The 17,335-nt window shown below is 68.5% G+C and carries 20 protein-coding genes and 1 pseudogene; 7 read left to right on the top strand and 14 right to left on the bottom strand.

What is annotated here, in order from left to right:
• Positions 1-7 precede the first annotated feature (7 nt).
• Genes R8F63_08295 through R8F63_08305 form a run of 3 tightly spaced genes read right to left on the bottom strand, consistent with a single transcriptional unit; the run spans position 8 to position 2,772 of the window.
• Positions 8-640: a class I SAM-dependent methyltransferase gene (locus R8F63_08295; GenBank protein ID MDW3218603.1), complete on the bottom strand. Its 633-nt coding sequence runs from the start codon at positions 638-640 to the stop codon at positions 8-10.
• 9 nt (positions 641-649) lie between these two features.
• Complete coding sequence (locus R8F63_08300) at positions 650-1,414, bottom strand: 50S ribosomal protein L11 methyltransferase (GenBank protein MDW3218604.1); 765 nt, start codon at positions 1,412-1,414, stop codon at positions 650-652.
• 26 nt (positions 1,415-1,440) lie between these two features.
• A complete protein-coding gene (locus tag R8F63_08305) occupies positions 1,441-2,772 on the bottom strand; it encodes a cytochrome P450 (GenBank protein MDW3218605.1) in 1,332 nt (443 codons plus the stop codon).
• Positions 2,773-2,841: 69 nt separating this feature from the next.
• Here R8F63_08305 and R8F63_08310 point away from each other — a divergent pair, with 69 nt between their 5' ends.
• A complete protein-coding gene (locus R8F63_08310) occupies positions 2,842-3,606 on the top strand; it encodes an SDR family oxidoreductase (GenBank protein ID MDW3218606.1) in 765 nt (254 codons plus the stop codon).
• A 52-nt stretch (positions 3,607-3,658) separates the two neighbouring features.
• Positions 3,659-4,075, top strand: a complete 417-nt coding sequence (locus R8F63_08315) for a nuclear transport factor 2 family protein (protein ID MDW3218607.1) — start codon at positions 3,659-3,661, stop codon at positions 4,073-4,075.
• A gap of 6 nt (positions 4,076-4,081) precedes the next feature.
• On the opposite strand, the gene R8F63_08320 is transcribed toward R8F63_08315, so the two are convergent.
• On the bottom strand, positions 4,082-4,777 hold the full coding sequence (locus R8F63_08320) for an EthD domain-containing protein (GenBank protein MDW3218608.1): 696 nt from the start codon (positions 4,775-4,777) through the stop codon (positions 4,082-4,084).
• A 113-nt stretch (positions 4,778-4,890) separates the two neighbouring features.
• On the opposite strand from R8F63_08320, the gene R8F63_08325 reads away from it, so the two are divergent.
• Positions 4,891-5,985 carry a hypothetical protein gene (locus tag R8F63_08325; GenBank protein ID MDW3218609.1) on the top strand — a complete coding sequence of 365 codons (1,095 nt, stop codon included), beginning with the start codon at positions 4,891-4,893 and terminating at the stop codon, positions 5,983-5,985.
• A 35-nt stretch (positions 5,986-6,020) separates the two neighbouring features.
• Complete coding sequence (locus R8F63_08330) at positions 6,021-7,400, top strand: aminotransferase class V-fold PLP-dependent enzyme (GenBank protein MDW3218610.1); 1,380 nt, start codon at positions 6,021-6,023, stop codon at positions 7,398-7,400.
• Here R8F63_08330 and R8F63_08335 read toward each other — a convergent pair.
• Both R8F63_08335 and R8F63_08340 read right to left on the bottom strand, forming a co-directional pair.
• The gene (locus tag R8F63_08335; GenBank protein MDW3218611.1) at positions 7,375-8,673 is read right to left on the bottom strand and encodes a TIGR03862 family flavoprotein; all 1,299 of its coding nucleotides are present in this window, start codon (positions 8,671-8,673) and stop codon (positions 7,375-7,377) included. The two genes, R8F63_08330 and R8F63_08335, sit on opposite strands and share 26 nt — an antisense overlap.
• Positions 8,670-9,011: a helix-turn-helix domain-containing protein gene (locus tag R8F63_08340; protein MDW3218612.1), complete on the bottom strand. Its 342-nt coding sequence runs from the start codon at positions 9,009-9,011 to the stop codon at positions 8,670-8,672. Before R8F63_08340 ends, R8F63_08335 begins: the two co-directional genes overlap by 4 nt.
• 94 nt (positions 9,012-9,105) lie before the next feature.
• Here R8F63_08340 and R8F63_08345 point away from each other — a divergent pair, with 94 nt between their 5' ends.
• On the top strand, positions 9,106-9,669 hold the full coding sequence (locus tag R8F63_08345; GenBank protein MDW3218613.1) for a carboxymuconolactone decarboxylase family protein: 564 nt from the start codon (positions 9,106-9,108) through the stop codon (positions 9,667-9,669).
• A 2-nt stretch (positions 9,670-9,671) separates the two neighbouring features.
• Here R8F63_08345 and R8F63_08350 read toward each other — a convergent pair whose 3' ends face one another.
• From R8F63_08350 to R8F63_08380, 7 genes and pseudogenes are all read right to left on the bottom strand, one after another.
• Positions 9,672-10,250 (bottom strand): DUF1269 domain-containing protein, encoded by a 579-nt coding sequence (locus tag R8F63_08350; protein ID MDW3218614.1) that lies wholly within the window; start codon positions 10,248-10,250, stop codon positions 9,672-9,674.
• A gap of 107 nt (positions 10,251-10,357) precedes the next feature.
• Positions 10,358-10,555, bottom strand: a complete 198-nt coding sequence (locus tag R8F63_08355) for a cold-shock protein (GenBank protein MDW3218615.1) — start codon at positions 10,553-10,555, stop codon at positions 10,358-10,360.
• 201 nt (positions 10,556-10,756) lie between these two features.
• A pseudogene (locus tag R8F63_08360) lies at positions 10,757-11,884 on the bottom strand (DEAD/DEAH box helicase).
• A gap of 101 nt (positions 11,885-11,985) precedes the next feature.
• A complete protein-coding gene (locus R8F63_08365) occupies positions 11,986-12,696 on the bottom strand; it encodes a hypothetical protein (protein ID MDW3218616.1) in 711 nt (236 codons plus the stop codon).
• A 64-nt stretch (positions 12,697-12,760) separates the two neighbouring features.
• Positions 12,761-14,152: a hypothetical protein gene (locus R8F63_08370; GenBank protein MDW3218617.1), complete on the bottom strand. Its 1,392-nt coding sequence runs from the start codon at positions 14,150-14,152 to the stop codon at positions 12,761-12,763.
• Positions 14,149-14,706, bottom strand: a complete 558-nt coding sequence (locus R8F63_08375) for a sigma-70 family RNA polymerase sigma factor (GenBank protein MDW3218618.1) — start codon at positions 14,704-14,706, stop codon at positions 14,149-14,151. The genes R8F63_08370 and R8F63_08375 overlap by 4 nt, the downstream gene beginning before the upstream one ends.
• Positions 14,707-14,906: 200 nt before the next feature.
• A complete protein-coding gene (locus R8F63_08380) occupies positions 14,907-15,620 on the bottom strand; it encodes an alpha/beta hydrolase (GenBank protein MDW3218619.1) in 714 nt (237 codons plus the stop codon).
• A gap of 74 nt (positions 15,621-15,694) precedes the next feature.
• Between R8F63_08380 and R8F63_08385 the strand changes: the two genes are divergently transcribed.
• Together R8F63_08385 and R8F63_08390 are read left to right on the top strand one after the other, a co-directional pair.
• Complete coding sequence (locus tag R8F63_08385; GenBank protein MDW3218620.1) at positions 15,695-16,303, top strand: hypothetical protein; 609 nt, start codon at positions 15,695-15,697, stop codon at positions 16,301-16,303.
• A gap of 193 nt (positions 16,304-16,496) precedes the next feature.
• On the top strand, positions 16,497-16,763 hold the full coding sequence (locus tag R8F63_08390; protein MDW3218621.1) for a cytochrome P450: 267 nt from the start codon (positions 16,497-16,499) through the stop codon (positions 16,761-16,763).
• 104 nt (positions 16,764-16,867) lie between these two features.
• On the opposite strand, the gene R8F63_08395 is transcribed toward R8F63_08390, so the two are convergent.
• Entirely contained in the window at positions 16,868-17,269 is a 402-nt protein-coding gene (locus tag R8F63_08395) for an SRPBCC family protein (protein MDW3218622.1), read from the bottom strand.
• Positions 17,270-17,335: the final 66 nt, after the last annotated feature.

Below are 17,335 nucleotides of genomic sequence, written 5' to 3' on the forward strand. Positions count from 1 at the left end.
CTCGCCATCAGGTCGAGTTCGGACGGGAAGACGTAGCGGAAGGGCGCGTGCTGGACGAGGACACCGTCGTCGGTCTCGACATGGTGGTGGGACTCGAGGATCTGGTTGGGGATGTCCACATAGACGTCGAACCCGGTGTGGCCGCCGCCGTGGTCGAACACCGCGCCCGTTCCCCCGGCGGCAGTCGGCGCAGGTCGGGCACGCCGACCTCGATCACGAAGTGGCCGCCGGATTCGAGATGGGCGGCCGCATTGCGGAAGCACGCGACCTGAGCGTCCTGCGTCGTCAGGTTGCTGATCGTGCTGAACACCAGGAACACCAACCCGAACGGACCGTCGACGGTGGTCGTGGCGAAGTCACCGATCTCGACGTCGATCTCGGCGCCGCCCGGCTTCTCCCGCAGCTTGTCGACCATGGCCGGCGACAGGTCGATGCCGGCGACACGGACGCCGCGCCCGGCGAGCGGCAGCGCGACGCGTCCCGTGCCGATGCCGAGCTCGAGTGCCGGCCGGCCCGCGGCGAGGTCGGCGAGGAAGTCGACGGTCGGACCCAGATCGTCCTCGTGGAACCGACGCGCGATCGCGGCGTCGTATCCGGCGGCGATGTCCGCGCCGAAGTGGTCCGTCGGCGTCTCGTCCATCGACGGAGCCTAAGCCAGCACGAGCGCGGCCCAGTCACCGTTTTCGCGCCGATCGACCTCGCGGAGCGGACGCAGGAAGTCGGCCACCGGGTCGCACTGGGCCGGCGAGATCCCGCTGACGGCGAGCCACCCACCGGCCGCGGTGTGGCCGACGAGTCGGTCGGCGAGCGCCACGATGCCCTCGCGGGCGATGTTGGCGAGGACGACGTCGAACCCGGCGGACGGCACCGGCATGTCGACCATCGCGGTGACCCGCTCGGCGAGTCCGTTGGCCGCGGCGTTGCGCGCCGTCGCGTCGACGGCCTCGGGCTTCAGATCGACACCGACGACGCGATCGGCGCCGAGGCAGGCGGCCGCCAGGGCGAGGATCCCGCTCCCGCATCCGACATCGAGGACGCGCTCGCCGCCGTCGATGCGGTCCACCAGCAGCTCGAGCAGCATCCTCGTCGTCGGATGATGGCCGCTGCCGAAGCCACCCGGTCCGAGTTCGATCGTGGCGGCCGTGTCGGGCGTCGGGTGCTCGGTCCAGGCCAAGCGCACCGCGAGTCGATCACCGATGGTCACGGGCTCGGTTGCCGCGTGCCATGCCCGCAGCGCCGCGCCCCCGTCCGGTCGAGCGACGGCGCTCAGTCCCTCGGCCCGCAACGCGGCTGCCGCAGCCTCGTCACTGCCCGAGTCGAGCCGGGCGAACAGCAGGCAGCGACCGGGATCCGGTTCGAGCACGCGCTCGACGGCGACGCCGAGCGACGAGGCCGCCGCGGTCGCAGCGTCCAACCCCGTCGGCGTCGTGGCGATGACGATCAGCGGCGCTTCACCGTGACCGGCAGCTTGGTGTAGCCGTGGACGAACGAGGAGAACGTGCGCTCCGGCTCCTCCTGCACCTCGATCCGCTCGAAGCGCTGAAGCGCTTCCTCCCAGAGGATGCGGAGTTGGAGCTCCGCGAGGCGGCTCCCCATGCAGAAGTGGATGCCGTAGCCGAACGACAGGTGCCGGTCGGCGTTGGGCCGCTCGAGGTCGATCGCCTCGGCGTTGTCGAAGACGTCCTCGTCACGATTGGCGCTGATGTACCACATCAGGACCTGGTCGTTCTCCAGGATCTGCTTGCCGCCCAGCTCGGTGTCGCGGGTGGCCGTGCGCCGCATGTAGGGCAGCGGGGTCTGCCAGCGGATGATCTCCGGCACCATCCGGGGCACGAGGCCCGGGTCGGCGATCAGCTTGTCGTACTGGTCGGGGTACTGGTTCAGGCCGTAGACGCTGCCCGACATCGTGTTGCGGGTGGTGTCGTTGCCGCCGACGATCAGCAGGAGGAGGTTGCCGAGGTGCGCCATCGTGGGCATGTCCTTGGTGGCCTCGCCGTTCGCGAGCATCGACACGAGGTCGAACCCGGGGTTCTTGCGCCGCTCGGCCCACAATCCTTCGAAGTAGGCGACACATTCCATCAGCTCGGTGATCTTCTGCTGCTGGGTCTCGACCACGCCGCCGGGCTCGGGCACGGCGAAGACGATGTCCGACCAACGGGTGAGCTTGCGGCGATCCTCCAGCGGAAAGTCGAAGAGCGTCGCGAGCATGAGGGTCGTCAGCTCGATCGACACGGTGTCGACCCAGTCGAAGGTCTCCCCCTCGGGCAGCGAGTCGAGCACCTTGATCGTGCGCTCGCGGATCTCGGGCTCGACGTTCTTCAGGTTGCTGGGCGCCGACACGCTGCGCACCGTCTTGCGCTGATCGGTGTGCGTGGGCGGATCCATCGCGATGAACGAGGTCACCCGCTGCAACATCGCGTCGACTTCGGGGCTCGGCTTGAGGCCGAGGTTGATTCCCCGCGCCGACGAGTAGGTCTGCCAGTCGCCGTCGACGGCGCGCACGTCGTCGTATTTGGTGATCGACCAGTAGCGGCCGGCCGTGGAGATCTCGTTCAGGTGAACGGGATCCTCGGCCCGGAGACGGGCGAAGTGGTCGCTCCAGCGGTCCTCCTTGTAGAGGTGCGGGTTCGCCGGGTTGATGTCCGCGATGTCGAGCTCCGCGGCCGCGGGCACGTCTCGGCCGAGGTCGGCCATCTCCATCTCGGGTGTGTAGATGTTCGGGTTGAAGTCGGCCGTGTCCGGCGCCCCGGCGGTCTCGGTCGTTTCCGTCATGTCGCTCCTCGATCGGTGGCCAGTCTGCCTGATCGCTAGGCTGAGCGACACCCGCCCACGGAGGCACCCATGACCTGGACCAAGGCGATCGTCACCGGAGCATCGAGCGGGATCGGTGAGGCAATCGCCCGCCGGCTCGCCGACGACGGCACCCACGTCGTGCTCGTGGCTCGCACCAAGGACCGGCTCGACTCGCTCGCCGGCGAACTCGGCGGGACCGAGCGCGCGACGGTCCACGTCGCCGACCTCGGTGAGCCCCGCGATGTCGCGGAGGTGGCGCAGCTGATCGACACGGATCCCGAGATCGACCTGGTGGTGAACAACGCGGGCTTCGGCACCACGGGGCCCGTCGCCGAATCGGAACTCGACGGACAGCTCGGCCAGATCGACGTCAACGTCCGCTGCCTGACCCAGCTCAGCCACGCGGCCGCGCAGGCGATGGCCCCGAGAGGCCGCGGCGCGATCCTCAACGTGTCATCGGTGGCCGGCTACTCGGCGACGCCGAACTCGGCGGTCTACGCCGCGACGAAGGCGTTCGTCACCTCGTTCAGCCAGTCGCTGCACTCCGAGCTCAAGCGCAGCGGCGTCCACGTCGCGTGCATCGCGCCGGGGTTCACCCGCACGGAGTTCCAGGACCGGGCCGACTACGACGCGTCGAAGCTCCCGGACTTCCTGTGGCAGACCGCCGACGAGGTCGCGGAGATCGCGCTCGATGCCGCCGCGAAGAACAAGGCCCTCGTGGTGCCCGGCGCACTCAACAAGATGATGGTGGGCAGCGTGAAGCCGCTGCCGTCCTCCGTGCAGCGCCGCATCGCCGCCGCATTCGGCAGCTGACCCGGACGACTCGAATTCCGCCCGGGGCGGCGCACCCGGTACGGTCGGCCGCATGAGCGCAAGCAACCGCCAGATCGTCGAGCGATACTGGGATGCCCACTTCCGTCGCGACTGGGACGCAATGGCGACCTTCTACGCCGCCGACTGCCACTACACCGACGTCGGCCTCGACCCCACCGGGGCCACCGGACCCGAGGAGATCGTGCTGCGGCTTCGGCTCGGCATCGAACCCCTGTCGGGCTACTACCACTACCCGAAGCACATGGTCGCCGAGGGCGACGTGGTGATCACCGAACACATGGAGCAGTGGCAGTTCGAGAGCGGCGAGGTGATCGACCACCCGTTCACGTCCGTCATGGAGGTCCGCAACGGCCTGATCGTGCGCTGGCACGACTACTCCCACCTCGGCAACCTGCTCGATCAGGCGCCCCAGTGGTGGCTCGAACACATCGCCGCCGGGTGGCGCTGAGCGCACTCAGCGCTCGAACACGTACTCGCTCGTGATGGTCACATCGGTCTGATCCATCTCCAGCATCCTGGCCACGGTGTCGACCATGCGGCCGATGTTCGCCTGGAACCGCTCCTCGTCACCCACCGCGTCGAAGAACACATACGGGTCACTCATCGCCTCGATGGGGAACGCCTCCTCGACGATCGCGGCCCACGGCTGGGGCGGGCCCGACAGTTGGCGCACGATCTCGTTGCGCACGTACTGAAACGTCGACTGCGTCTCGATCGCGCAGGGGCGCTGCTCCTCGTGCCAGATGCGGAGGAACTCGTCGGCGTCGAGGCCGGCCTTGCGGACGATGCCCGTGACCTGGACCATTCCCGGCGTCCGCTCCCCCAGCGGTGCCAGCCGATCGGTGTTGACGATCGGACGAGATTCCACCACGAGGAACGCCGCCAGGTCCGCGGCCACGCCGCTCAGGACCGCCTCGATCGGTCCGCGGTCCTCGCTGCACTCGACCCAGTAGGACACCATGGCCGACTTCGGAGGCGGCGCCGGATTCATCCGCAACGAATCACCGTCGACATCATCGTCCTCGACACAGATGGTGAGCTTTCGCGCCCCGAGTTCGATGAGCCGGGCGGAGCGGCCCAACAACGCGTCGGCATGCTCCTGTTTGCCCTGTCCGTCCGATTTCCACAACACGGTCACGATCTTCTCCATGCGCCGCATCGGAGCACAGATCACGGCGCCGTGCCCGACCGGCGAAATTGACGACGGATCCGCCGGACGGCGAGGCTCGTCGCCGCGCACGAGACCCGCGGGAGGCCGCACCCATGAACATCCGACGCTCCCGACTCCGCGTGACCCTCCTCGCCGTCGTCCTCTTCGCAGCGGCGTGCAATCAGCCGATCGAGATCGTCGGCGAGGGCGACGTGATCTCGACCAGCGGCACCCGCGACTGCACGCTGGCCGACCACACCGCCGGCTCGACCAACTGCACGGAGAACGCGATCGTCGGCGCCTACGACGAGACCTACACCGGCGTGGCGGCGTCCGGATGGCACTTCCATCGCTGGGCCAACTACTGCCCGGACGCGACGGACAACACCTGCAGTTTCGATGTGGAGGCGGACATCATCACCGCCGCGCAGGGGATGACGGTGCCGCCCCTGGTCGCCATCTTCCGGCCGGATGTCATCACGGGATTCGACTCCCTGTTCATCGGACACAGCTTCTTCGTCCCCTTCGCCTACGGCATGTCGTCGCACGCCCCGGACGCCGGCTTCACGGATCACACCCAGGACGTCGTCTTCTCCGGCGGCTCGAGCGGCGCACCCGAAGCGCTCTGGAACAACACGACGAAGCGCAACGAGATCCAGGCGATCCTCGACACCGGCGACGTCGAGCTGTTCGGGATGACGTATCACCCGAGCTATCCGTCGCTGGACGGCTATCGCCTGTGGGTCGACTACGCCCTCGACCAGAACCCGGACACCCGATTCTTCGTCGCGCTCCCCTGGCTGACGAACCCGGGCTCGTTCACCGCCAGCGAGTTCGGCATCATCTGGCACGCGGCCGAAGTGGCGATCAACCACGACATCATCGACAACCTCCGGGCCGAGAACCCCGGCGTCGACTTCTACGGCATTCCCTACGGTCAGGCGGCCGTGGAGCTCTACGAGCTCTACGACGCGGGGGAGCTGCCGGATGTCGACAGTCTCGTCAGCGGATCCGGCGACGCCATCTTCCGCGATTCCTTCGGCCACGCCGATGACATCCTCGAGGAGCTGGGTCGACTCGTCTGGCTCCGGGCCATCTACGACGTCGACCTCTCGACCTACGACTACGACCCCGGCTACACCGTCGACCTCCTCGCCCTCGCCGATGCGATCATGGACGAGCACGACCCGGCGTACGACGCGCCCTAGTCAGGCGTCGCCGAGGAGGGGGTACAGTCGCCGAAATGAGCGGCCTCCCTCTCGAGCCGAGCGCAGCCGATCGCGACGAACTCAGCCGCGGGGTCCTCGAGTTCCTCCACCGGTGGATCGACGAACGGGACGGGGCACCGGCGTCGTGGCCCGAGCCCGACGGCGCGCTCCTCGACTCGCTGCTGCAGGCGCCGACCGACGACGGGGTTCCGCTCGACCAGCTGCTCGACGCAATCGGGCGGGCGGCCGACACCGGGTTCGACACCGCCGGCGGGGCGATGCTGTCGTACATCCCGAGCGGTGGCATCTACACCGCCGCCCTCGGTGGCCTCCTCGGTGCCGTCACGAACCAGTACACCGGCGGTGCCCATGCCAGCCCGGGGATGACCGCGATCGAGGAGTCCGTGGTCCGCTGGATGGTCGAGCTCTTCGGCCTTCCGACGACGGGCGGTGGCGTGTTGCTGTCCGGTGGCTCGATCGCGAACCAGGTCGCGGTCGTGACCGCCCGCTCCCGGCTCGGCGACGACTTCCGCGACGGCGTCGTCTACTGCTCGACGCGCACGCACCACTCGGTCGAGAAGGCCGCCCGCATCGCCGGCATCAACACGGACCGGATCCGCCTGATCGCGTCCGACGAGAACCGCCGGCTCGAGATGGACGCCCTCGCACGGCAGGTGGCCCAGGACAGAGCCGACGGACTCCGTCCGATGCTGATCGTCGCGAACGCAGGGACGACGGACACCGGCGCCATCGACCCCCTCGACGCGTGCGCGGACATCGCGGCGGAGTCCGGCGCGTGGTTCCACGCCGACGCGGCCTACGGCGGCTTCTTCCAGTTGACCGAGCGCGGCCGAACCCGCATGCGCGGCATCGAACGGGCCGATTCGATCACCGTCGACGCCCACAAGTCGCTCTTCCTGCCGTTCGGCGTCGGGGGTCTGCTGGTGCGCGAGCGCGCCACCGTGGTCGAGGCACACCAGGGACGGGGGGCCTACATGCAGGACGTCCCGTCGACCGACCTGCCGCACTACATGGAGATGGGCCCGGAGCTCACCCGACCGAACCGTGGCCTCCAGGTCTGGCTCGCGCTCAACCTGCACGGCATCCAACGCTTCCGCGACGAGCTCGATCGGATGCTCGATCTCGCCGAGCATGCCGCCATCCGCCTGGCGTCGATCCCCGGGGTCGACGTGCTCGACGACCCGGAGCTCTCCGTGGTCGCATTCCGAGCGTCGTCCGGCGACGACGCCACCCGGCGGCTGCTCGATGTGCTCGTCACGTCCCGGGAGGTGCACGTGTCGAGCACGACGATCGACGGTCGGGTCTACGTCCGCCTCGCCTTCCTGAGCCAGCGCACGACCACGGCGATCGTCGATCGCGCCATCGACATCATCGCCTCGGCGTCGGCTGATTGAGGTTCGGCTCGACTCCCAGCCAGTCCAGCGCGCCCCGGGCCGCCGCGACGCCGGTGCTGAAGGAGCCCTGGAGCAGGTAGCCGCCGGTCACGGCCTCCCAGTCGAGCATCTCGCCGGCGACGAAGCAGCCGGGAAGCCGGGTGAGCATCAGGCGATCGTCGATCTCGTCGAACGACACGCCTCCGGCCGTGGAGATCGCCCGGTCGATGGGCATGAGGGCCGAGACGGTCAAGAGAACATGCTTCGCCAACCTGGCCACGCGATTCGGTTCGGTCGGCAACTCGTTGCCGGTGGCTTCGCGCATGAGTCCGACCGCGACCGGAGCGAAGCCGGCGCGACGCAGCCATGTCGAGCGGGAGTCCTTGGCCCGTTTCCGCTCGACGAGTCGTCGGGTCAGCGCCTCGACGGTGAGGTCGGGTTGGAGGTCGATCACGAGCGTCGCTCCGGCAGCGTCGCCGGCCAGCGCCGCACGAAGGGCCGTCGACTGGGCATAGATCGGCCCGCCCTCCAGCCCCGTGGTGGTGACGACCGGATCACCGCGTACCGGGTCGACGCCGATGGAGTCGGCGCCCGTCGAGACCGCCACGTTCTTCACCGGCGTGCCTGCGAAGCGCGCCGCGAACTCGGCGGTCCACGGCACATCGACACCACAGTTGGCCGCCGCCAGGGGCACGACATCCACGCCGCGGCGCGCGAACTCGTCCACCCAGCCACCATCGGATCCCACCCGCGGCCAGCTCGCGCCGCCGAGCGCGATCACGACCACGTCGGCGGCGACCTCGACGGTGGAACCATCAGCCCGGATGAACCGGGCGGTGGTCGGCGACGGATTCCCGTCCCCGTCGTCGGCCCACCCCGACCATCGGTGGTCGCCTCGGATCTCCACACCAAACTCGGCGAGTCGCCCCAGCCACGCGCGCAGCAGCGGTGCCGCCCGGAACGACTCGGGAAACACCCGCCCGCTCGAACCGACGAAGGTGGGCTCGCCCAGCCCGACACACCAGGCGCGCAGATCATCGGGCGTGAAGCCCCGGATCAACGGCTCGAGCCGGCCCCTACGAGCTCCGAACCGATCGAGGAGGGAATCGATCGGCTCGCTGTGGGTGATGTTCAGTCCGCTCCGTCCGGCGAGGAGGAACTTCCGCCCGACCGACCGTTTGTGGTCGTAGACGGTGACCGCCAGCCCCGCCCCGGCGAGCACCTCCGCGGCAATCAGCCCGGCGGGACCGCCACCGACGACGACAGCCCGGCGGCGGGGCGTCGACACGCTCACCCGGGCGTGCCTCGAGCCCATCGGCGGGCCCACTCATCGAGTGGCGCGAGTGCGTCGCCGAGGCCCTCGCCCACACCCGTCAGGGCGTAGTCCCCTCGATCGTCCTTCTCGATCAGTCCCGCCTCGGAGAGCTCTCGCAGCCGGTCGTAGAGGACGCTCGACGACATCTCATCGCATCGTTCCTTCAGCGCTCGCGCCCCCAGCGGGCCCGATCGCAGCTCCCACAGGACGCGCAGCGCCCATCGCCGGCCGAGCAGGTCCATCGCCGCCATGACCGGCCGGCCGGAAGACGAGCCGCGGACCGGCTCGCCCGGCCTCGGCACGCTGCTCTCACCCATCAGGAACTCGCTTTCGTTTCGTTATTCGAAACGCTATCGTCCGGACGACGGAGTTTCGAATAACGAAACATAGCCGAACTGGAGACACCCCGACATGACAGCCCCGCGAGTCGACCCCCTCACCCCGCCCTTCGATCCCGAGGTCGGCGCACAGCTCGAGCAGATGATGCCGCCCGGTGTGGCACCCATCGCCCTGTTCCGCACGTTCGCCCACAACCTGCCGATGACCCAGGCCATGAGTAGCTGGGGCAGCTACGAGTTGTCCCGACACCTCTCGCTCACGATGCGCCAGCGAGAGCTCGTGATCGACCGCGTCACCGCCCGATGTGGCTGCGAATACGAATGGGGCGTGCATGTCGCCTTTTTCGCCGACCGGGTCGGACTGACGCCGGTGCAGCTGCGGTCGATCACCCATGGCTCACCCGACGACGCGTGTTGGGAACCCGAGGAGGCGGTCCTCCTCCGTGCCGTCGACGAACTCCACGATCTCGCGAGCATCAGCGATGCGACCTGGGCGGACCTCTCGGCGTCGCTCACCGTCGAGCAGATCCTCGATTGCCTGCTGCTCGCGGGCTGGTACCACGCCATCAGCTTCGCCGCGAACGGGGCCCGTGTCCCGCTCGAAGAAGGCGCGCCCCGATTCGACGACTGTCGATGAGCTCAGGAGCCCTCGGCGGGATCTTCTGCGTCGGCGGCGCGGGCGGTCGGGCCGTCGGCGTCGCCGAGGGCGTCGGCCAGACGATCGACCGTGCCGTCGTCCAGGTTGGCGTAGACGAGATCCGAACCGGTGAAGCGCCGCGCCTCACCGACGAGCGCCTCCTCGTCGAGGTCGGTCGCGAGCAGGGCGACGATCGCGGAGCCGGGGAGCACGGTTTCCTTGAACCAGGCCACCCACTCGTCGGAGATGCCGAGATCGACGACCTTCGCGACGAGCGCCCCGGCTCCGGCGCCGGCCGCGATCCCGGTGACCCAGCCGATCGGGCCGCCGACGAGGAGACCGATCAGGCCCGCCCACACCGCGCCGGACAGCGCAGTACGACCGCCCTGGGGGTCGGTGGTTTCCACGACACGCGTCGTGCCGTCCTCGTTCTTGGTGATGAGCACCCGGTCCACCAACACCAGGTCACCGCGCGCGGCGAGGCCGAGCGCGGCAGTCATGAACTCCTGCGCTCGGTAGATGTCGGGGAACGCGATCCCGACCAGGGTCTGCGGGGTCGCGTCAGTCTCTTCGTCAGCCATCGCGTGCACGATAGGCGACGACCGTCCGGTTCCGGCCGAGGCCGGTGGGGACCTCCGCAACGGGGCGCATGCGAACGCGCCCGGTTGCGGATGGGTCCAGCCGTTGTTCAGATGGCGCGGACGTTCAGGGCTTCGTCGCCCTTGCGGCCGGGTCCGACCTCGAACTCGACCCGCTGGCCTTCCTCGAGGGACTTGAAGCCGTCACCGGCGATGTTGGAGAAGTGGACGAACACGTCGGCGTCTCCCTCGCGTTCGATGAAGCCGAAGCCCTTGTCGTTGTTGAAGAACTTGACGGTTCCTTGCATATTTCTTCCTTTGTTTGCGAGCCCGACATCGTGTCGGGCCCGTCTGGAGATGTTGCCCCGCTCCGGCGCGGCGGTGAGCCGCTCGGTGTCGGGGTCGATGATCTGGTGGTCGAGGCCGACGTCGCGCTGCATGCGGCGCACGTCCTTCGCCTGGTCGGGCTGGACCAGCGACACGACCACACCGCCTCGGCCGCCGCGGGCGGTTCGGCCGGAGCGGTGGATGTAGGCCTTGTGGTCGGCGGGCGGGTCGTAGTGGATGACCGATGCGACCTCGTCGATGTGGATGCCACGAGCCGCGACATCGGTGGCGACCAGCGCCTGCGTCCGACCTTCGCCGAACTCCGCGAGGGCGCGGTTGCGCTGGCTCTGGTTGCGTCCGCCATGGATGGCGGCGGCGCCGACGCCGGCGCGTCCGAGCTGCTTCTTGAGCCGATCGGCGCCGTGACGGGTGCGACAGAACACGATCGCCGGCCAGGCCGCGTTGATCGCGTCGGCCGTGACCCGGGAACGGTCGCTCTGCTCGACCTTCCAGAAATGGTGGTCCGCGGCGGTGATGTCGGGAGTCTCCTCACCGACCTCGTGGCGGATCGGGTCGACCTGGTACCGGCGGGTCAGCTCGGCGACGTCGCCGTCGAGCGTCGCCGAGAACAGCAGTGTCTGCCGGTCCGACGCGGTCTGGTCGAGGATCCGACGCACGGCCGGCATGAATCCCATGTCGGCCATCCGATCGGCCTCGTCGAGCACGACCCGTTCGACGGCGTCGAGACGCACGTCGCCCTGTTGGATCAGGTCCTCGAGACGACCGGGGCAGGCGACGAGGATGTCGACGCCGGAGCGCAGCGCGCTGCGTTGCTTGCCGTAGCCGACGCCGCCGTAGACCACCGCGACGCGGGTGCGACCGGCGAACACCTCCAGCTCGGAGGCGATCTGATCGGCGAGCTCGCGGGTCGGGGCGAGCACCAGACTCCGCGGGCGACGCGGTTCTGCTCGTTCAGCGAGAGCCACGAGGGGCACACCGAACGCCAGGGTCTTGCCCGACCCGGTCGGGGCACGGCCGCAGACGTCGCGGCCGGCGAGCGTGTCCTCGATCGTTGCCGCCTGGATCTCGAACGGTTCGGTGATGCCGTTGCGCGCGAGTGCGGCGCAGATCGGCTCGGGCACGCCCAGTCGGGCGAAGGTCTTCGTCATGGGGGTCTCCTCGCCCGCGAAGCAATGGCGGACGAAATCAGGGTTCGGGCGCCTCGGCGTTTTCGACGAGGTCGGGATCAACTCGGGGTGGCTCACTTGACTGGAAGAACCACGCCGGTCTGCGAACCCACGGGTGGACATCCCACCCGGGCAGCCCCCACCCTACCCCCGATGGAGCCGAGACCCTCGCCGGTCGCCGCTCGGGCGCGCCACCGCCATCGCCTCGCGCTCGGCCCCCGACCTCACGGAGCGGTCAGCGGCGGGAGGATCTCCTCCCAGAGATCGGCACGGACCCGAAGCGTCCCTGTGCTCACCGAGGTGAATTCGTCGCCGGGCCAGGGCATGACGGACATGATGCCGTACGCGTCCTCGAACCGCCCCGTTCCGCCGTCGATCACCCAGTTGGCGACGAGCGGCGTCGCAACGGAGCACAGCGGATTGCGGAGGCGGAAGAAGGCCTCGTCGCCGGAGAGCGTGGTCATGCTCCCCGACGCCTCGTACACGACCGGATTGCCGATGCTGCCGTCGCTGCCCGTGCAGGACTCATCGAGGTAGGTGGTCCGAGTCCCCGATTCCGCGTCGAGAGCCTGCCCGAGATGCGTGCCGTAGAGGGTTCCCGTCTGTTCGAACGAACAGACCTCACGATCCGGGTCGGAGGTGTCACAGTCCGCCTCCGTGTCCCCGAAGGACTCCCAGACGAACCCGGAGAAGAACGGCAGCTCGATGAAGTCCGCGCCCTCCGCCGTCGCAGGAGCTTGCGTCGTCGTCGGGGCTTCCGTTGTCGTCGGGACGTGCGTCTTCCTCGGGGCTTCCGTCGTCGTCGGCGCTTCGGTCGGCTCCGCTGATGGCGCGTCGTCTCCACAGCCGACCGCGAGCAACGCCAGAACGAGGAGTGCGAGCACGAGCAGTGCCGGGCCGCTGCGTGCCGCCTCCCGTCCACGTCGAAGCAGCAACCTCGGTTGATGATCCGTACGGTGCTTCATGCTTTCGACTCCTTGGTTGACGGCAGAGAAGTTCTCAGTCCTCGAGCACCGCGGCGACGGGAACCCTCGCGACGTCACGAACGCCGCTGAACTGGTCGGAGACGTCGCGGGGGCCGATCCAGAGGTCTTCGCCCACCAGGGCGAGCTCGCCCGAGACACCGAGTCCGTATCCGGCGTCGACCGTGTTGGTGTTGGTGTCGACCCGGAAGATCGTGGCGTCGAGAGCGACCAGCAATGAATCATCGACAAGCACGGCGGATCCTCCGCCGGCGGCGGTCTGGAGCGGAAGCGTTGCGACGACGCGATCCGTCGCGGGGTCGATGCGGGTCAGCGAGGCTCGAGCGACCACCCACACAGCGTCGTCGGTGACCACGACGTCGTAGATCTCCCGGGACATGTTCAGCCCCGACCCCTCGGTGCCCGAGAGGTCGAAGCTGACGACCACCCGGCCGGTCGCGGGGTCGACTCGATCGAGACGCTCACCGACCGCCACCCAACCGGGCGCCTGGCCGGCCAAGGCGGGGCTCGGCACCTCACCGGCCGCGATGATCGTGTTCGTCGCAGGGTCCACTCGCCACGGCATTCCTTCGCCCGGCCAGATCCAGAACGAGTCCGGCCCGGCAGTGACCCGGAATCGAGGGAGGCCGCCGACCCACGGTCCGGCACTGAGCACGGGACGGAAGTCGATGGAGGCCACGACCGCATCGGTCGCGGGATCGATCCGGTGGAGAAACCCGTCGCCCGTCGATGCCCAAACCGACCCGAAGGCGTCGATCACCTCCGACCACGGAGAATCGGACATGTTCAGCTCGCCGCCTCCCGGCGTGGGGATCGTGCCTCCCGGTACGTAGGGTAGCTCGATCGTCGCGACGGCCTCTTGCGTGGCGGCATCGAGCCGCAGGACGCGCGGTCCGACACCCTCGAGCGACGTCGGCTGAACCCACAGCGAATCGCCGACGGCAACGAAGCTCGCAACCGTGCCTACCTCCGGCGCGAGGGCGGCGGTCAGCGATTCAACGAGGTCCGGGCGACTCTCGACGCTCGTCAGCGAGAATGGCTCCTGGACCAGGCCCAGCGCAGCGGCACCATCGACAACCGCCGGTTCGACGAGCGGGACGGTCGTCGGCGACGAATCCGGCACGGTCGTCGACGTTGAAGTCGAGACGGTGGTGGTGGTGGTGACGGTGACGGTCGCGTCGGGGCCATCGATCGTGCGCGTGCTTCCGTCTTCATCGCCGGCGATCAGCCCGATCGCGACGCCCAAACCCACGATCGCCACAGCTGCGCCGAGCCCGGACGCCGCGAGACGGTTCTGTCGGCGACGACGGGCGCGCCGCGCGGGTGCCGTTCGATCGAGCGGGGGACCCGTGAGGCCGGTGGCCGTGAGCTCGAAGTGATCGCGGAGGCGTTGATCGAGGTTCGTCATCTGGCCGACCCCCCTTCCGGCCGTCCTTCGAGCTGGCGATTGAGCTCGTCGAGCGCGCGGCTGAGTCGGCTCTTCACTGTCCCCGGCGCGATCTCCAATGCTTCGGCCGTTTGCTCGACCGACCAGTCGTTGAAGTAGCGCAGAACCACGACCGCCCGGTGATCGTCGCTCAGCGTCTTCAGCGCTTCGGCGAGATCCGTGTCGACCGGTCGCTCATCGACGGCATCGGCCCGGGCCAACAACGGCGCCTTGTCCTTGGAGCGACGCCGCCGCCGCAACCACGACCTCGCCCAGTTCAGCCCGGTCCGGTACACCCAACCGGAAGGGTTCGAGCCATCACGGATCATGTCCCACCGCTCGTAGGCCCTCGCCATTGCCTCATCGGCAGCCTCGAACCCCAACGCCGCGTCGTCCAACATCAACGCGAGACCCCGGCCGATCGCGTCACGATTGGCCTCGTAGAACGGTTCGAACCCGGAACCGACCGAAACCGACACATCCTCAGCCGAGTCCGGAACGATCGTTCCCGATTCGCTCCCTCCCGGCTGACGCATCCAGATTCCTCACTCCCGCTTCCCCCGACATACGCCCAACGACCACCAAAGGTTCCGAAACTTCTCAGAGACGGCGCACCGAGCAACCGCCGATCAGGAGACCTCCGTTCCGTCTTTCAGGCTCTGCTGCTGACCAGCGGTTCTTCACGCGACCGTTGTCGCGTCGGGATCGGACCCGACTCGCTCCTGCATGCGCCAAGTCAGCCGCCGTGAGCGATGTCGATCAGCAACTGCGCGGTCTCGTCGGGCCTCGAGACGAACGGTGAGTGGTCCGTGTCGAGTACGACCGTCCGAGTCGCGTTCGACGCCATGGAACGCTGAGCCTCGATCGGGATCGCCTGGTCCTGCTCGCAGAGGACGTACGTCGAGGAAACCGATCGCCACGGCGCCCCGAGGCACGTTGCGCTGGTGCTCGACCCGTGCATCGGGCGCAGCCTCTCGATCGCCCGGTCCGCCAACCCCGCGGGGCACCGTTCGTAGAACGCCGCCACACCGTGAGCGGGATCGATGCTCGATGTGCCGTCCTCGTGGGTCCGGATGGCGTCCAACACCTTGGCGTGGGGAAGGTCCTCCACCCGACTCAACGAGTCGAAGATCGTCTCACCCCGATCGGGCATGAACGCACACAGGTAGACCAGATGGGCGAGATCAGACCGGCCCTCTCCGGCGCCGGAGATGACCAGCCCGCCGTAGCTGTGGCCGACGAGCACCTTCGGTCCGGCAACGCCGTCGAGGACGCTGCGGGTCACCGCGACGTCGTGCTCATGGCCGGTGAACGGAAGATCGACCTCGACGTGTGCCACGCCGCCGGCATCGAGAAGTGGCGTGACGTGTTCCCAACACCAGGAACCGTGCCATGCGCCGTGCACGAGCACGACCGTCACGTCGCCTGACTCGCGATTCAGGTCGTCCATCCGGTGATCCTAGACCGGCCGTCTCGGCCGATCTCTGCCATCATCGCCTCGGCCAATGACTGTTGGGAGCCTGTGTGAGCGAAGCTGTCGATTCCGCCGTCGCCTACAACCCCTACGACGTGGAGATCAACGCCGATCCGTATCCGGTGTTCCGCCGGCTGCGGACGGAGGCGCCGCTCTACTACGACGAGGAGTACGACTTCTTCGCCGTCAGCCGCTTCGAGGACGTCGAACGCGGCCTTCGGGACAACGTCAACCTGATCTCGGGCCGCGGCGCGATCCTCGAGTTGATCAAGGCCGACATCGACCTGCCTGCGGGCACGGTCATCTTCGAGGACCCCCCTGCGCACACGATCCACCGCAAGCTGATGTCGCGGATGTTCACTCCCAAGAAGGTGGCGGCACTCGAGCCGCAGATCCGCGAGTACTGCGCTCGCGCGCTCGACCCGCTCGTGGGCGGTGACCGGTTCGACTTCGTCAAGGACCTCGGCGATCAGATGCCCATGCGCTTCGCCGAGTACCTCGACTGGCGCGTCGAGCATCCCTCCGACGACATCATGACCAAAATGCTCACCGTCGAGTTCGAGGACGAGACCGGCACTGTTCGTCGTCTCCACCGTGACGAGCTGTTGACCTACATCACCGTCATCGCGGCGCCGGCAGTGAGACCACCACCCGGCTGATCAGCTGGATCGGCAAGGTCCTCGCCGATCATCCCGACCAGCGGGCCCAGATCGCCGGGGACCGCTCGCTCATCCCGACCACCGTCGAGGAGATCCTGCGCTTCGAGCCTCCCGCACCACATGCGGGCCGCTATGTCGCCCACGACATCGAGTTCCAGGGCCGAACCGTGCCGGCCGGCAGCGCCATGCTGTTGTGCTGCCCGGCGCCGCCAACCGCGACGAGCGGCGATGGGTCGACAGCGAACGCTTCGACATCCACCGCGAGTCGATCCCCCACATCGCGTTCGGCTACGGACCCCACTTCTGCCTCGGCGCGTCACTGGCCCGGATCGAAGGCCAGATAGCCCTCGACGAGGTCTTGCAGCGGTGGCCCGAATGGGACATCGACCTCGACAATGCCCACCTCTCTCCGACCTCCACCGTGCGAGGGTGGGAGAGCCTCCCGGCCGTCGTGCGCTGACGCGCCCGCGGTCAGATTGAGATCGCGGCTCGGGGTTCGGCGACGACGCGCTAGGGTCCGCCACGTGACGCGGCGGACCCTCGCTGCTCGTGAGGTTCGACGTCTCAACCGAACTCCGCACGCAAGGCGCCCAGGCCGGCCGAGTACACACCCTTCAGCAACTCGGCGACGTCCTCGATCGGGGCGCCGACCGGTTCGAAGCTGGCGGTCCACTCAACGACCGAACCGCTGCCCTCGGCATCGACCTGAATGGTCGACCGGTAGTCGCTGAGCGGCAGCGGGCTCTCGGTGATCGTGTACGTGAAGGCCCGGGAGGCTTCGTCGACCTGCTCGATGCGCTCATGGATCTCCGCGCCGTCCGCGAGGGTGCACTTGCGCATGTCGCCGTCGACGGGGCTCTCCGCAATGGCCGGGTGCCAGCTACTGATGCTGGCTGGGTCGCCGATCATCGACCAGACCGTGTCAGGGCTGGCGGGGACGTGGCTGGAGACAGTGACGGTATGCATGTCGGATTCCTCGTTGGTCAGGCTGCACTCGTGTGCGGCGGCTACCAACGTATGAATTCCCTCGTC

It is taken from the genome of Acidimicrobiales bacterium, assembly GCA_033344915.1.
In the GTDB taxonomy this organism is placed as follows: Bacteria; Actinomycetota; Acidimicrobiia; order Acidimicrobiales; family Aldehydirespiratoraceae; genus JAJRXC01.